General features: G+C 68.3%; 14 protein-coding genes. 7 read left to right on the top strand and 7 right to left on the bottom strand.

Annotated elements, in window-relative coordinates:
- Window positions 1-8: 8 nt before the first annotated feature.
- The gene (locus FS885_RS03190; RefSeq protein WP_144743559.1) at window positions 9-971 is read right to left on the bottom strand and encodes a phosphate ABC transporter substrate-binding protein; all 963 of its coding nucleotides are present in this window, start codon (window positions 969-971) and stop codon (window positions 9-11) included.
- Between the two features lie 393 nt (window positions 972-1364).
- Here FS885_RS03190 and FS885_RS03185 point away from each other — a divergent pair, with 393 nt between their 5' ends.
- Both FS885_RS03185 and FS885_RS03180 read left to right on the top strand, forming a co-directional pair.
- Window positions 1365-1562, top strand: a complete 198-nt coding sequence (locus FS885_RS03185) for a hypothetical protein (RefSeq protein ID WP_144743558.1) — start codon at window positions 1365-1367, stop codon at window positions 1560-1562.
- Between the two features lie 4 nt (window positions 1563-1566).
- Complete coding sequence (locus FS885_RS03180) at window positions 1567-2565, top strand: VanZ family protein (protein WP_144743557.1); 999 nt, start codon at window positions 1567-1569, stop codon at window positions 2563-2565.
- Between the two features lie 85 nt (window positions 2566-2650).
- On the opposite strand, the gene FS885_RS03175 is transcribed toward FS885_RS03180, so the two are convergent.
- On the bottom strand, window positions 2651-3472 hold the full coding sequence (locus FS885_RS03175) for a ZIP family metal transporter (protein ID WP_144743556.1): 822 nt from the start codon (window positions 3470-3472) through the stop codon (window positions 2651-2653).
- Between the two features lie 376 nt (window positions 3473-3848).
- Here FS885_RS03175 and FS885_RS03170 point away from each other — a divergent pair, with 376 nt between their 5' ends.
- Window positions 3849-4715, top strand: a complete 867-nt coding sequence (locus FS885_RS03170) for a putative RNA methyltransferase (RefSeq protein ID WP_144743555.1) — start codon at window positions 3849-3851, stop codon at window positions 4713-4715.
- Between the two features lie 141 nt (window positions 4716-4856).
- On the opposite strand, the gene FS885_RS03165 is transcribed toward FS885_RS03170, so the two are convergent.
- The gene (locus FS885_RS03165) at window positions 4857-5537 is read right to left on the bottom strand and encodes a zinc ribbon domain-containing protein (protein ID WP_144743554.1); all 681 of its coding nucleotides are present in this window, start codon (window positions 5535-5537) and stop codon (window positions 4857-4859) included.
- A 137-nt stretch (window positions 5538-5674) separates the two neighbouring features.
- Here FS885_RS03165 and FS885_RS03160 point away from each other — a divergent pair, with 137 nt between their 5' ends.
- The 4 genes from FS885_RS03160 to FS885_RS03145 all read left to right on the top strand — a co-directional run bounded on the left by FS885_RS03160 (window position 5675) and on the right by FS885_RS03145 (window position 9829).
- Window positions 5675-6403 carry a response regulator transcription factor gene (locus FS885_RS03160; protein WP_144743553.1) on the top strand — a complete coding sequence of 243 codons (729 nt, stop codon included), beginning with the start codon at window positions 5675-5677 and terminating at the stop codon, window positions 6401-6403.
- A 391-nt stretch (window positions 6404-6794) separates the two neighbouring features.
- Window positions 6795-7817, top strand: a complete 1023-nt coding sequence (locus FS885_RS03155; RefSeq protein WP_144743552.1) for an ABC transporter ATP-binding protein — start codon at window positions 6795-6797, stop codon at window positions 7815-7817.
- Between the two features lie 112 nt (window positions 7818-7929).
- The gene (locus FS885_RS03150) at window positions 7930-8829 is read left to right on the top strand and encodes a hypothetical protein (RefSeq protein WP_144743551.1); all 900 of its coding nucleotides are present in this window, start codon (window positions 7930-7932) and stop codon (window positions 8827-8829) included.
- Between the two features lie 76 nt (window positions 8830-8905).
- Window positions 8906-9829: a sensor histidine kinase gene (locus FS885_RS03145; protein WP_246060746.1), complete on the top strand. Its 924-nt coding sequence runs from the start codon at window positions 8906-8908 to the stop codon at window positions 9827-9829.
- A gap of 167 nt (window positions 9830-9996) precedes the next feature.
- On the opposite strand, the gene FS885_RS03140 is transcribed toward FS885_RS03145, so the two are convergent.
- The 4 genes from FS885_RS03140 to gatC all read right to left on the bottom strand — a co-directional run bounded on the left by FS885_RS03140 (window position 9997) and on the right by gatC (window position 15490).
- Window positions 9997-11601 (bottom strand): ABC transporter substrate-binding protein, encoded by a 1605-nt coding sequence (locus FS885_RS03140; RefSeq protein WP_246060745.1) that lies wholly within the window; start codon window positions 11599-11601, stop codon window positions 9997-9999.
- A 373-nt stretch (window positions 11602-11974) separates the two neighbouring features.
- Window positions 11975-13651 carry an Asp-tRNA(Asn)/Glu-tRNA(Gln) amidotransferase subunit GatB gene (gene gatB, locus FS885_RS03135; RefSeq protein WP_144743550.1) on the bottom strand — a complete coding sequence of 559 codons (1677 nt, stop codon included), beginning with the start codon at window positions 13649-13651 and terminating at the stop codon, window positions 11975-11977.
- Complete coding sequence (gatA, locus tag FS885_RS03130) at window positions 13652-15184, bottom strand: Asp-tRNA(Asn)/Glu-tRNA(Gln) amidotransferase subunit GatA (RefSeq protein WP_144743549.1); 1533 nt, start codon at window positions 15182-15184, stop codon at window positions 13652-13654.
- Window positions 15185-15490 carry an Asp-tRNA(Asn)/Glu-tRNA(Gln) amidotransferase subunit GatC gene (gatC, locus tag FS885_RS03125; protein ID WP_144743548.1) on the bottom strand — a complete coding sequence of 102 codons (306 nt, stop codon included), beginning with the start codon at window positions 15488-15490 and terminating at the stop codon, window positions 15185-15187.
- Between the last annotated feature and the right edge of the window lie 74 nt (window positions 15491-15564).

The raw sequence follows: 15564 nt of genomic DNA, 5'->3' as shown, positions 1-15564 counted from the left end.
TGCGCGCGCTACTCGACGGGAGTCACGTTGCCGTCGACGTCCTTCTGGACCTTCATGTTGCTCACGGGGATGAAGCCCTGCTCGATGACGGTCGTGGACTGGACGTCCTCGCTCATGATGTAGTCGATGAAGGCCTTGGTGATGGCGGCCGTGGACTCGTCCTCGTCGGAACGGGTGTACATGTGCTCGTAGGCCCAGATGTTGAAGTCGCCGGTCTCGACGTTCTCCTGCGTGGGCTCGACGCCGTCGACGGTGAGCGCCTTGATGCCCTCGTTGGTCTCGTAGTAGTTGAAGGCGACGTAGGAGATGGAGCCCTCGGTCGCGGCGACCTGCTCGACGACGGTGCCCGAGGAGTCGACCTCGGCGACCGGGGTGAAGTCGGCGGGAACCTCGGCGCCCTGGAGCACGGCGGCCTCGAAGGTGGCGCGGGTGCCCGAGCCGGCCTCGCGGTTGATCACGTTGATGGTGCCGGCGGTGCCGCCCACCTCGGACCAGTCGGTGATAGCACCGGTGAAGATGCCCTTGAGCTGCTCGGTGGTGATGTCGTCGATGTCGACGGAGGCGTTCACGATCGGGCCCATCCCGACGATGCAGACCTGGTTGTCGACAAGGCCCTCGAGCTGGGACTCGTCATCGACCTTCTCCTCGGCGAAGACGTCGGAGCGGCCGATCTGGAGCGAGCCGTCGACGATGCCGGAGATGCCGTCGCCCGAGCCGCCGCCGGAGATGGCGATGACCACGTCGGGGTTGTCGTTCATGAAGTCGTCGGCGACCGCCTCGATGAGCGGCTGGAACGAGGTGGCGCCACCGCAGTTGATGGTGCCGGAGAGGGCGGCCGCGGCGTCACCGCTGCCGGCGGCGGAGCCGGCCGCGGGGGCCTGGCCGCAGCCCGCGAGGCCGAGGCCGGCGAAGGCGGCCACGCCACCGGCGAGGCCGAGGAACTGACGACGAGAGCACGACTGATCGAACATGGATGATTCTCCTTCCGGAAATCTCTACGCAGAGGCGCGTCGGGAGCCCTCCCTTGCGCCTGTCGATGGCACTGTAGCGCGCCGAAATCCGGCCGATCGGCCTCGTCAAGCGGTTATTACCGGGGTCTTATCATCCATTACCCGGCTCGAACGGCCGCCTTACCCGCCGCTTACAATCGCCGCGGGCGGCATACGCGCGCTTGATGATGGCCGCCGCGCCGCCGTGAGGCGCGCCCGCTGGACGGCGGAAGCGGCGCCCCGCGCCCGCCTCCCGCCCCGCGGCCCCGTCGATTACAAAATCGTCACCCATCTGTAAGGCAAATCGATGGCATCCGGGCGCCGCCCTCCGCAGAATGGAAGCATCGGATACAGCTACGAAAGGCGGTGGCGAACATGAAACGGAAGACGAACGACCTTCGGCCGGGCGAGCGCGTCGGCAACCCCTATCGCCCCCAGGCAGACGGGCCGACACAGGCGGCGTCGGTGAAAGGTGCCGTCCGCTCGTGCGCGAGCCTCATCGCCTACATCGCCGCCATGGCGGTGCTGACCATCGGCATGCTCTGGATGCTCTGGAAGGTATCGGGGCGGTAGCGCGATGGGAGCTATCGACCGCTTCATCACGGGGTACTCGCGCAACTTCGAGATGGCCCTCATCCTGTGGCCCCTCGCCTCGGCGGCGCTCACCCTGCCAATCCTCGCCTTCCTCTACCACCGCGAGGGCCGGCTCAGGTTCCCCTCCGTCGTGACGACCTACCTCGCAGTGCTCTACCTGATGGGCCTCGGGTGCTTCACCCTCTACCCGCTGCCCAGCGGCACGAGCGGTCCCGGGATCAGCTACGGGATCCCCTGGCAGCTGAACCCCCTCGCGCCGATCGGCGACTTCATGCGCGAGGGCGTCTCCGTCCTGCCGCAGATCGTCTTCAACGTCGTGCTCTTCATGCCGCTGGGCTTCATCGCGGGGCGCCTTCTGCGCTGGGGCGCTGTGCGCTCGATCGCCTGCGGCCTCGCCGTGTCACTGCTCATCGAAGCCGCCCAGGGCACGGGGCTCTTCGGCATCTACCCGTACGCCTTCCGCACCGCCGACGTCGACGACCTCATCTACAACGCCGCGGGCGCGGCTGCGGGCTGGTGGGTCGCCTCGATGCTCGGCCGCGTGCTCCCGCCCGGCGCGCTCGCCGAGGAGGGCGAGGTCACACACGAGCCGGGCTTCGTCCGCCGGTCGGTGGCATTCTGGCTCGACACCCTGCTCGTGGGCCTCATCACGCTCGTTGCCGCGGGGCTGCTGTCATGCGCGGCGCCCGGCCTCGTCACGAGCGACGTGGAGCCTCTCGCTTCCTGGCAGACCGTCGTGACCGGGGCGGCGTTCCTCTGGGTGGAGGCGTTCATCCCCTGGCGTTCCGAGGGTTCCACGCCGGGCGGGAGGTTCGTGCGCATGAGCTGCGAGACGGTGGAGCGCGCCGGCGTGCGGCGGGTGGCGTTCTTCGCCGCACGCGCGGCGGTGCTGGGCGCGTCCTACTTCTACTTCCCGATCGCCTGGCCGCTGCTCGCCCTCTTCTACCTCATCTGGCGGCAGATGCCCTACGACCTCATCTGACGGGCGCCGGCGCCACTCGGGATGACCGCCGGCAACTTGGGAACCGGCCGAGCCAAGGCACCCGGAAGGCACCGAGCCGGGCTCCTTACCCCAGCGCGACGTCGAGCACCATCATGATCACGAAGCCCGCGATGACGCCGAGCGTGCCCACGTTGGAGTGCTCGCCCAGGTGCGCCTCGGGGATGAGCTCCTCCACCACCACGTAGATCATCGCGCCGGCGGCGAACGACAGGAGCCACGGCATGAAGGGCGAGATCCAGCCGCTCGCGAGCACCACGAGGATGCCGAAGATGGGTTCGACGATACCCGAGAGGCTTCCCACCACAAACGCCTTGAGCCGGCTCATGCCCTCGCGCCTGAGGGGGAGCGAGACCGCGGCGCCCTCGGGGAAGTTCTGCAGGCCGATGCCGATCGCGAGCGCCACCGCCATGCCCAGGTAGGCGTCGCCGGCCGCACCCGCCGCCTGCGAGGCCATCGCGAAGAGCAGGCCCACGCTCATGCCCTCGGGGATGTTGTGGAGCGTCACGGCCGAGACCAGAAGCGTCGTGCGCTTCCAATCGCTCCGCATGCCCTCGGGCTCGTCGCTGCCGGCATGCAGGTGCGGCAGGAGGGTGTCGAGCGCGATGAGGAAGGCGACGCCGAGCAGGAAGCCGCCCGCAGCCGGTATCCAGCCGATCTGCCCCAGCTCCTCGGCCTGCTCGATGGCGGGGTTCAGAAGCGACCAGACGCTCGCCGCGATCATCACGCCGGCGGCGAACCCCAAGAAGATGTGGTGCGTGAGCTTGCCGCGCTCGGGGTCCTTGCCCGTGAAGAGCACCACCGCCGAGCCCGCCGTGGTCATGAGCCACGTGAAGCCGCAGCCCGCAGCCGCCCACATGAGGCCGCGGACGAGGGTTGGTTCGAACATATCGTCTCCTATCGATGCTATGGGGCCCATCACCGGCGCACGGTCGTCGCCGCACACCACCATCACAGGACCGCCATCGGGTCATGCTGTCGCATAGTATTCCCTAGAAACAGCCCCGCGCATGCCCGAAATACGAGATGGCGGCATCCTTGGAGATGTGGCGGCCGATTGACTTGAACATGCTGCAGAGCGTCTAGATGAGACAGCGGTGTTCCCCGGATAGCCATTCGTCTTCTATACGAGACAAATCTAGAGCTGAGTTGTCTTTTATAGTCGACAGAATGCTGTCCAGCGATACTCGGGGTAATCGTGACAGCACATCGGGCCCGTTGCTCTTCTACGGTAAGATGCAGGGAGATATGAGGGGAGCAAGTCCATGGACCAACGGAAACTCATGCGGTTCGCGCAGAGAGCAGAGGCGCTCGCCTGCCCCGTATGCGGAGCGGCGCTCGCCCTCGAGGGCACGTCGCTGCGCTGTGCCGCGGGCCACAGCTTCGATGTGGCGCGCCAGGGGTACGTGAACCTCCTCACGGGCGGCCATCGCAACCAGAACTACGACCGAGCGTCCTTCGAGAACCGGCGTCAGGTGTTCGCGAGCGGCATCTACGACGGCATCGCGGATGCGCTCTGCGAGGTCGTGGCCGAGCTGGCAGCCGACAGAATCGCTGCGGGCGGCGAAGGCCGCCTGCGCGTGCTCGACGCCGGCTGCGGCGAGGGCCACTTCGCGCGCGCGGTCGCCGCGCGCACCGGGGCGCGGGTCTGGGCCTTCGACATCTCCAAGGATTCCGTGCAGCTCGCCGCGGGCGCCGACGCCGGGGACGACGTCGTGTGGTTCGTCGCCGACCTCGCGTCGATCCCCGTGGCCTGCGGCGCCGTGGACTGCGTGCTCGACGTGTTCTCGCCTGCGCACTACGGCGAGTTCCGCCGCGTGCTCGCACCGGGCGGGCACCTGGTGAAGGTCGTGCCGACCGAGAACCACCTGCACGAGCTGCGCGAGCGCGCGGCCGGCCAGCTCGCGCGGGGCGACTACTCCAACGAGCGCGTGGTCGAGCACCTCGAGGAGTCGTGCGAGCTCGTCGGGCGCCGACGCGTCAGCCGCACACAGGAACTCGAGCCCGACGAGCTCGAGGCGCTCGTCGCCATGACGCCGCTGCTCTTCCATGTGGACCGCGCCGCAATCGACTGGACGGATGTGCGCGAGGTCACCGTCGAGGCGGACATCCTCGTCGGTCGTTTCTCGTAGGAATCTGCCTTGATACCGAGCGCGCTTGACCTCGCGCAAGCGCCCCTCGGCACGAGAAAGCCATGCGGAGACGCCGCCGCGGGGTAACCGTGGCGCACGCGCGCTCTACCGCAGCCGAGGCCTCGCCCCAGCTCATACCCCCTAGTTGACGAACAGGGCTTGACGCTTGTCGAAATAGATCTTGTTGGCGAAGATCAGCGCGCCGTAGCCGATGAAGGTCCCAATGAACGAAGGGGTGAAGATCGCGGCAAAACTCGCGTGGATCAGGATGATGAACAGCAGCGAGTAGAGCACGTTGACGCCGATAATCGCCGCAAGGTAGATGAGATAATGCATCGGCGCGTCGCGCTTGAAGCCCGCGAGCTCGAACCGGACGAGAATCGCGAACGCGGCGAGACCGAGCATGACGAGCGCCGTGAGGATATCGAGCACCCGCACCCCGCCGTACAGCAGGTAGACGGCATGCGCGGAGCCCTCGTACTGCAGACCCGTGAACAGCTGGATGGCTTGGCCTATGGCAAGAAGCGCGGCGGCGAACAGCTGGAACCAGATCACGAACTTGTACCACTTCATACCAAGCTGAGCGGTGCCGAAGGAAGCCTGTCCGGGCGCGTTCCACGCCTGAGGAGCCGTCTGGTTCCAGCCGCCGAATACGGCCTGCTGGCTAGGAGCACCTGGTTCGGCCTGCGTGCTCGGGGCACCGGACGCCGGAGCTGCTTGCGGCGCAGCTCCCGCAGGGGCAGCATTACCCGTGGCAGCGCCGCAAACAGAGCAGAACGAGACACCGTCCGGAACCTGCGAGCCGCATTTGGAACAGAACATGGTTACCCCCTTCTCACAAGCGTCGCTTGGCCATTGTCGCCAAGCCCGCAGAGCACCAAGCCCTTATCGCACAAGTATATGCGCTGCCGCCGCGATGCGGTCCCCGGTATACTGGGATGTCGACAGGAGGTCCGAACATGCCGACTACCCATGTGCTCATCGTCGAGGATGACGCCGACATCAACCAGATCGTGACCACGCGCCTCGCACGCGAGGGCTATACGTGTACCCAAGCGTTCTCGGGCAGCGAGGCGCGCCTGCTGATGAAGGCTGCGCCGGACGAAAACCCGCGCAGCGAGGCGGGAACATTCCCCTTCGACCTCGTGATCTGCGACCTCATGCTTCCCGGTGTCGCCGGCGACGAGCTCGTGGGCGAGATCCGCGCCCTCGACGCGGGCGTCCCCATCATCGTCGTCTCCGCGCGGACCGCGCCGGCCGACAAGATCGACCTTCTGGGCATCGGCGCCGACGACTACCTCACGAAGCCCTTCGACCTCGACGAGCTCGTCGCGCGCATCGCGGTGCAGCTCAGGCACCGCGGCCGCGCCACGGCGTCGAGCGTCGGTGGAACGCTGCGCTTCCGGTCCTGGGAGCTCGACCCCGTCTCCAAGACCTTCACCGCGGCGGGCGCACCCATCGAGCTCACGCGCATCGAGTTCGCGATCATGGAACTGCTCATGCGCCATCCGCGACGCGTCTTCAGCAAGCAGGAGCTCTTCGAGGGTGCCTGGGGCGAGCCGTACGCCGCCGACGACAGCACCCTGAACGTCCACATCTCGAACATCCGCACCAAGCTGCGGCCGGGTGGCACCGACGGCTACCTCAAGACCGTCTGGGGCATGGGCTTCAAGCTCGCCGAGGCGTGATGCCTGAGCACCCGGGGCCAGGCCCCGACCGCGCGGACCGGTAGGATCCAGTTTTTCCGTTCGAGGCCGGTGTTTTGGCCGTGCAGTTCAGATATGTACGATTGGGTTGCCGAGGCGGCTCGGCATCCGCTGATGCGAATGGATGAATCCTGGGATTTTGGCGTGCGTGGGCGTATTCCGGCCTCTCGGTCACGTCGTTCAGGGACCTTTTGGCTCCCCACTTGGCAGCGGAATCGCGCATATCTGAACTGCGCGGCCAATTTCTTGACCCCGAACGGAAAAAACGCGACGCCGGACAGCTTTATCCTTTCTTTATACTTGCTGAAGGCTCTCTGAAACGTCGCGTGCCATAGTGGTTTCCAACAGGAAGCACCACGGCGATTGGACAGCCATGAACGTCATCGAACTGCACGGCCTCACGAAGCGCTACGGCGGCATGCACGCCGTCGACGGCCTCGACATGCGGGTCGCCCAAGGCGACATCTACGGCTTCGTGGGCAAGAACGGCGCCGGCAAGTCGACCACCATGAAGATCGTCGCCGGCCTTACCGAACCGACCTCGGGCACCGTGCGCGTCTTCGGCGTCGAGGGCCGCGGCCCCGCGTTCTCGAGCGCCTACTCGCGCATCGGCGCCCTCATCGAGCAGCCGGGCATCCAGCCCAACTTCTCCGCGTATGAGAACCTCATGATGAAGGCCCTCGCTATCGGCGTCATCAAGCCCCGGATCCAGTGCACGGAGCTGCTCGAGCTCGTCGGCCTCGATCCCGCGAGCCCGCGCAAGGCCAAGAAGTTCTCCATGGGCATGAAGCAGCGACTCGGCCTCGCGCTCGCGCTCGTGGGCTCCCCCGACCTGCTGATGCTCGACGAGCCGTTCAACGGCCTCGACCCCGAGGCGACGCGCGAGCTGCGCGGGGCGCTCATGACCATGAACCGCGAGCGTGGCGTCACCATGGTCATCTCGAGCCACGTCCTCGACCAGCTGAACCGCATGGCCACGCGCTTCGGGGTGATCCGCCAGGGGCGCATGGTGCGCGAGTTCACCGATGACGAGCTGCACGCGACGTGCAGCAGCTCGATCCGCGTGAAGACGACCGATCCCGCCCGCAGCCTCGCGCTGCTTGAGGAGCGCCTGCCCGCGGCGACCTTCAGGGCCGAGCCCGACGGCGCGATCTCGATCATGGGCGTCACTGGCGAGCGGCACGCAGCCTCCGCCTTCGGCGGCGCGGCGGGCGATGCGACCGTGAGCGCACCGGCCGTCGAGGAGGTCTCGCGGGCGCTCGCCGCCGCCGACCAGATCATCCTCGAGCTCATCGTGGTCGAGCGCGACGTCGAGGAGTACTTCGTCGAGCTCATGGGCGGCTACGGCGACGACCATGCGGGTGCCGTCCCGGCGCCCCGGCATGCGAGGCGCTGACATGGGCGCGCTCATCCTGGACGGCGCCATCATCGCCGCCCTCATCTACCTGCTCGCGGGCGCGCGCACGCGCTGACCCGCCGTCCGGCCTCTCACCAGGGAAGGAACTCTGATGTTCAACCTCCTCGCAGCGGACCTCTACCGCATCACCCGCCCGCGCGGCCTGCGCGGGACCTTCTGGCAGTACGGCATCGCGCTCGCCGTCGTCTACGCCGTGGTCTTCGGCTTCGTCTGGTTCTCCGGGTCGGACCTCCTCGCCGACCTGGCGGGCTTCTCCGCCGAGGAGCGCGCAGCCGCGGCGATCGAGTCCGCGGCGTGGCTGCGCTTCGAGACGCCCACGGCCATGCTCGCCAGCTTCCTCGGCGGCATCGTGCCCCTCTGCGTCGGCTTCATGGCCGTCGAGCACGCCTTCGCCGACTTCAAGGAGGGCTTCGCCCGGAGCATCGTCTCCGCGCGGCGCGGGCGGCTCTCCTATTTCGCCGAGAAGATCGTCTTCACCGGCATCATGGCGCTCGCGCTCACGCTCTTCGCGGCGCTCATGGTCGCGCTCGCGGCGATCCCCGCCGGCGCCACCGTCGAGCGCACGGACGGCGTGCTGCCCGCGCTCGGGTGGTTCGCCGCGTTCATCCTGAACACCTGGGCGATCGCCACCGCGGGCCTCGTCGTGGCCTACCTCTTCCGCAAGGTGCCGGCAGGCTACATCGCCGCCTTCCTGTTCGAGGTCGGCTTCGTCCCCGGGGCGCTCCAGCTCCTCGCCGGGCTCGCCCGCTCGGGCCTGCTCCACGTGCTCGCGCCCATCGCCCCGGCGCTCGACGAGATCGCCTACCGCATGCCCTCGCACCTGCTCGACATCCTCGGCAGCGGCGCGCCCGCGCTCTCGGGCGCCGCCCTCGGCGGGCTCGGGGAGTACGTTCCGGGCGATTTCGCCACCCAGGCGCTGGTGGACCCGCTGGTCTGGATCGCCCTCGGCGCGCTCGTCATCTTCGCCGCCTCGCGCAGGCGCGACATCTAGCGACGGCGGCGCCGTCACGGGATAATGGGGTGGATGGGCGCGACCCATCCGCCCGCTTCGCTAGAAAAGAGGGGCCATGCCTGACGACCTGCTCCCGATCATGCTGCTTATCCTCGGCATCTGCCTGGGCCTCATGATCGCGGCGGCGACCTACCTCACCGAGATGCGCCGCATGACGCGGCTGCTGCGCGACCTCGAGCCCGGCAGCAACGCTCGCCTCACGCTGGGCTCGCCGGCACCGGGCGCCCGCGAGCTCGCCGAGGCCGTGAACGAGGTGCTCGACCGCGACGCCCGCGAGCGCGTCCAGGCCTTGCGCGACCGCGCGGACTTCCAGCGCGACCTCGCGGCCCTCTCGCACGATATCCGCACGCCGCTCGCCGGGGCCAAGGGCTACCTGCAGCTTGCCGCCGACGAGGGCGATCCCGCTCTGCGCGGCCGACACCTCGCGGCGGCGATGGAGCGCATCGACGCCACGACGGAGTTGCTCGAAGCGCTCTTCGCCTACACGCGATCCGCCGATCCCGACCTTGCCCTGGAGCGCGAGGCCGTTGCCGTACGGCCGCTTGCCGAGCGCGCGCTCCTCAACCAGTACCCCGCCTTCGAGGGACGAGGCTGGGAGCCGCGCCTCGAATGCGCCGACGACGGCCTCGCTGCCTGGGTTGATGCCGACGCGCTCGCCCGCATCATGGAGAACCTGCTCGTGAACGCCCTGCGCTACGGCACAGCGGCGCCCCAGGTCAGGATATCCGCCGAGGACGAGGACCGGGTGCGCGTCACGGTCGAGAACCCCGTCGCCGAACCCGGGGCGCTCGACGTCGACCGCCTCTTCGACCGGTTCTATCAAGCGGACAGGGCTCGCGGCACGGCGGGCAGCGGTCTTGGCCTCGCGGTATGCAAGAACCTCGCGGAGGCCATGGGAGCGGGCATCGGGGCGCACCTGGCAGGCGACGTCCTCGCGATCGACCTCATGCTCCCGCGCGCGCCCGCCATGTCGGCGTAGATCGCGGCGGCATGGCGCGATGCGGTACCGCCCCGCCCGGCATCCCGCGCATTAGGGCGCGGCGGGCCACCGGCCTCCGGGCGGAATGGGAGCGAGCGGAAGCCCCCGCGCTCCCGCCCGCTTTCGAGCGCAGACCACTACGCCCTTAACCCTATGCGCTCTTGACCCTAGGCGCTCTTGGTGATGTACTCCGCATCGTAGAAGCTGAGCGGGTTCACGTCGTACCCGTCGATGGCGGCCGAGGTAGCGCCGAGCGAGACACCGTGGCTGATGACCATCCACGGCAGGTCACGTGCGACGATTTCCTCGCACTTGAGGTACACCTCGTCGCGGTCATCGCCGGCAGGCGTGCCCAGGCCCTCGACGATGAGCGCGTCGTACTCGGGGTTGGAGTAGTGCGCGATGTTCTGCGTGCCCGCGCTCGTGGCGAGCAGGTTCATGAAGTTGTCCGGGTCGCCGTTATCGGAGAGCCAGCCGGCCAGACACACGTCGTAGTAATCGGTCTGCTGGCGGTTCTTGTAGGTCGCCATGTCGTAGGCGACGATCTCCATATCGACGCCGACCTCGGCAAGGTAGCCCTGGAGCGTCTCGGCGAGGTTCTGCCCGTTCACGACGTTGTAGTCCTGCGCGTTGGTGTAGGTGAGCATCGTGATGTTGGTCACACCCAAGCGCGCGAAGGCCTCACGAGCGGCATCGGGGTCGAACGCGGGACGCTCGAGATCCTGCGCATAGGGAGCCATCGACTCGGGCATGCAGGAATGCGCGACCGTGGAGTACTCGCCGTAGAGCGTCTCGACCAGCTCCTCGATGTTGATGGCCTGGCAGAACGCTGTGCGCGCCTCAAGGTTGGAGAAGATGTCGCTCTCCATGTTGAACGCCATGTAGTTGAGGCTCGAGGCGTCCTCGATCACGCCCACGCCGCCCGCCTGCTCGACCTGGTCGATCATGGCCGGGTCCACGCCGTCGATGATGTCGACCTCGCCGTTGCTGAGCGCAGTGACGCGGCTCGAGGGCTCGGGGATGAAACGGTACACGATGGGCGAGCACTTGGGCATGTGCTCCTTGTCCCAGTAGTCCTCGAAGGTCTCCATCTGCACGTTCTCGCCCTTGGACCACGAGACGAACTTGTAGGGGCCCGTGCCGCAGGGGTGCTCGTTCAGGTTGTTGTCGTACTCGTCGAGGGCGGTGGGGCTCACGATGGGCGCACCGAAGAGCATGGCGAGGTTCATCTTGAACGGCGTCGAGGCGGCGCGCATGTGCAGGACGACCTCGTAATCGCCGGTCTTCTCGACGGAGGCCACACCCGTGCCCGTGCTCTCGGACCCGAACACGAACGACGCGTAGGCCATGTCGTCGGTGCGGTTGGGCTCGAGCTGGCGCTCGATGGAGCGCACCACGGCATCGGCGTTGAAATCGGTTCCGTCATGGAACTTGACGCCCTGGCGCAGCGTGAAGGTATAGGTCAGGCCGTCGTCGGAGACACTCCAGTCCTCCGCCAGGCAGGGCTCGACATCGGTGCAGTCGGCGTTGAACTTCACGAGGCCCTCGTACATCTGGCTCATGATCGTGCCGGGGTCGGAGCTCGCCAGCGCCGGGTCGAGGCCGAGCGACTCGGTGCGGACGCCGTAGGTGAGCGAGGTCGTCTCGGCGGCACCGGAACCCGCCTCGCTCGCGCGTTGGCTGCCGCACCCTGCAAGCCCCGCAGCACCGAGCGCGCCGGCGGCGCCCATGGCTAGAAATCCGCGACGTCCAAGCATCAGCTGTGGTTTCATAGTGTTCCTCTCGTCCGGACGCATGAGCGCCTACCGATACACAGTTCGTTTTGTCTACCCATCGAAGGCACCATCGAATCGCGCGAGCCCCGACAGGGAAGATGGACGGTATCGAACCGCCCCCAAACGGCAGCCTCCGCATCGCCCGCATGCCCGCTCGCGTCCTTCCCCCGGATGCGCCGAGGCCGAATCCACGGGGTCCCGCACGTTTGGTGCACCCGATTTCGAGTTACGTGCAAACCCGCAGGGAAACTGACGCACGGGGCGTCAGAACAACCTGCGGGTTTGCACCTAACAGCTTTTCTCGTGCACGTAACCGCGCTACCTGCGGTGCGCGCAAGGGGCCGTCGCGAAGGGTCGCCGCGGGCGGCCGCTAGGCCAGGCTCTTGCGCAGCAGCTCGTTGAACAGCTTGGGGTTGCCGCTGCCGCGGCTCTCGCGCATGCACTGCCCCACGAGGAAGCCGAGCACCTTCTGGTTGCCGTCGCGGTACTGCTGCGCCTGGTCCTCGCAGCGCGCGAGCACGGCGTCGACGACCGCCTGCAGCGCGCCCGTGTCGTTGACCTGGCGCATGCCGCGCTCGTCGACGATGCGCTCCGGGTCCTCCCCCGATCGCGCCATGAGCTCGAAGACCTCGTGCGCCTGGTTGCTCGAGATAGCATCCTCGGCGAGGAGCCGCGCGAGCGAGGCCACCTGCGCGGGCGCGATGCCGCACGTGGCGATCGTCACGTCGGCGCCCTGCGCGTTGAGGTAGCCGGTGAGCTCGTTCACGATCAGGTTCGCGACGGTCTGCGCGGCGGCGCCCCGCATGCCGGCGGCAGCCTCCTCGAAGAAGGCGGACGCATCCGGGTCGCCGGCGAGCTGCCCGGCGTCAGCGCGCTTGATGCCGAAGTCGCGCTCGTAGCGGTCGCGCTTGGCGTCCGGCAGCTCCGGCAGCTCGGCGCGGCAGCGGTCGATGAACTCGTCCGTGAGGTCGAAGGGCGCGAGGTCGGGGTCGGGGAAGAAGCGGTAGTCGTCCGCCGTCTCCTTGGTGCGCATCACGACGGTGCGCTTGCGGCTGGGCTCCCAGTGGCGGGTCTCCTGATAGATCTCGCCGCCCTCCTCGAGCACCTCGGCCTGGCGGCAGATCTCGTAGGCGAGGCCGTCGTGCAGGGCCTTGAAGGAGTTGAGGTTCTTGAGCTCGGTCTTCACGCCCAGCTCGGTCGAGCCACGGTGGCGCAGGCTCACGTTGCCGTCGCAGCGCATGGAGCCCTTCTCCATGGAGCAGTCGGAGATGCCGAGCGTCACGAAGATGCGGCGCAGCTTCTCCATGAAGAGGCGCGCCTCCTCGGGCGTGCGCAGGTCGGGCTCGGTCACGAGCTCGATGAGCGGCGTGCCGCAGCGGTTGTAGTCTATGAGCGACTCCGCCGCGCCGCCGATGCGCCCCTCCTCGCCGCCGACGTGCACCATCTTGGCGGCGTCCTCCTCCATGTGGATGCGCAGGATCCGGATGGGCACCGTGTAGGAGCCGTCGTCGCGGCGCTCGGCCACGGAGAGCGAGGCGGTGTCATAGGCCGCAAGCCCTGCGAGGGCTCCCTCGGGCATGGTCTTCGCCATCTGCGACGAGAGACCCACCGCGCCGGCGCTCGCCGAGGCGAGGCTCGCCGCCTCGTCCGCTCCGAACGCGCAGGCGGGCCGCTCCTCAGCGCCGCGGCCGGTGACCTCCAGATCGAGGCGACCGTGCATCGCGAAGGCGACCGGCCCCTGCGTGGTCTGGAAGTTCTTGGCCATATCCGGATAGAAGTAGTGCTTGCGGTAGAACATCGAGTGCTTCTGGATCTCGCAGTTCGTGGCGAGACCGGCTTTCACGATGTACTCGATCGCGCGGCGGTTGGGCACCGGCAGCGCTCCCGGCAGGCCCAGGCACACCGGGCAGACGTTCGCGTTGGGCTCGTCGTCGTGGCTGAGCTTGCAGCCGCAGAACATCTTGGTCTCGAGCGTGGTGAGCTCCGTGTGGATCTCGAGGCCGATCACGGCCTCCCAGTCCTGGAGCACCTCGTTGAGCTCGCGCATCTAGAGCTCACCTCCCTTCCCGGCGAAGGCAGCAGCGACCGGGGCCCCCGCGCGCCCGCGCGCCGCCGCGCCCCAGATGCCGTCTTTGCCCGCGTAGGCGCACTCGAGCGCCGACCCGAACGCGATGAGGCGCTCGTCGCCGAACGCGGGCGCCACGAGCTGGGCGGCGACCGGCAGCCCGGACGCCTCGCCCAGCCCGAGCGGCACCGTGATGCCGCCGTTGCCGGCGATGTTGATCGAGATGGTGTAGAGGTCGGCGAGGTACATCTGCGTGGGGTCCGAGATCTCACCGTGCTTGAACGCCGCATGCGGGCTCGCCGGCATGAGGATCACGTCCACCTGCTCGTAGGCGTGACGGTAGTCATCGGTGATGAGCGTGCGTGCCTTCTGCGCGGCGTAGTAGTACTTGTCGTACACGCCCGAGGACAGCAGGTAGGCGCCGAGCATCTGGCGGCGCTTGGCCTCCGGGCCGAAGCCGTGCGCGCGCGAGAGCGCGCTCTGGGCGGCGAGGGTCGCGCAACCGGGCTCCTGGTAGCCGTAGCGGATGCCGTCGAAGCGCGCGAGGTTGGAGAACGCCTCGGCGGGGCCGATCACGTAGTAGGCGGCGATCGCCGCGGCGAGGTGCGGCAGGTCGACCTCGACGAGCTCGGCGCCGGCGCGCTCGAGGTCCGCGGCGGCCGTCTCGACAGCGGCGCGCATCTCGGCCGTGAGGCCCTCGGCCCCCATGAAGGCGGGGATGATGCCCACGCGCTTGCCCGCGATGTCGGCACCCACATGCTCGGCGAAGGTGGCCGGGACGTCCTGGGCGGTCGAGTCGAAGGGGTCGCGCCCGCCGGTGACGAGCGCGTCCATGGCGAGCGCCACGTCCTCGACCGTACGGCCGAAGGGCCCCACCTGGTCGAGCGAGCTGCCGAAGGCGACCACGCCGTAGCGCGAGACGGCGCCATAGGTGGGCTTCATGCCCACGACGCCGCAGAGCGCGGCGGGCTGGCGGATCGAGCCGCCGGTGTCGGAGCCGAGCGCGAGCGGAACCTCGCCCGCCGCGACCGCCGCCGCCGACCCGCCCGAGGACCCGCCGGGCACGCGCTCGAGGTCCCACGGGTTGTTCGTGGGGTGGAACGCCGAGGTGTCGGTCGACGAGCCGAAGGCGAACTCGTCCATGTTGGCCTTGCCCACCGGCACGCAGCCCGCCGCGAGCATGCGCTTCACGCAGGTGGCGGTATAGGGCGACTCGTAGGTCTCGAGCATGTGCGACGCGCAGGTGGTGCGCGTGCCCGCGAGGTTCATGTTGTCCTTGATGGCGACCGGCACGCCCGCGAGCGGCGGCAGCTCCTCACCCGCGGCGCGGGCGTCGTCGATGCGCCGGGCGCGCTCGAGCGCAAGCTCGGGCGTGACCTGCAGGAACGCCTGCACATGCGGTTCGCGCGCATCGATGGCGTCAAGTGCCGCGCGGGCGACCTCCACGGCCGTGAAGGTTCCGGCGGCGACGCCCCGGGCGATCTCTTTGGCGGAAAGGGTGTCGAACGAGGCCATCTACTCCTCCTCCCCCAGAATCGAGGGCACGCGGAAGCTGCGCTCGCGCGCGCTCGCGGCGTTGCCCAGGGCATCGTCGACGGCGAGCCCGCGCGCGGCGTCGACCGCATCGGCGCGCATAACGTTCGAGAGGCTCCCGATGGGATGGAACGTGGGCTCGACGTCGGGCAGATCGTATTCGAGGACGGGCTCGAGCATGGCGACGGCGTCGTTCATATACGACGTCATCTCGGTGAGCTCCTCCCCCTCGAGCGCGATGCGGGCGTAGTCCGCGATGCCGCGCACGTCTTCTTCGCTGAGTGCCATGGGCGCTCCAATCCGGGATCGTCCCGTTCGTTTCAGTCAATCCGCACCATTATACGCGGCACGTCGAGCATCGA

The organism is Enorma burkinafasonensis, assembly GCF_902150035.1.
GTDB classification, from domain to species: Bacteria; Actinomycetota; Coriobacteriia; order Coriobacteriales; family Coriobacteriaceae; genus Enorma; species Enorma burkinafasonensis.
The sequence above is the reverse complement of the archived record's forward strand: the minus strand, read 5'-3'. Positions and strand labels throughout refer to the sequence as shown.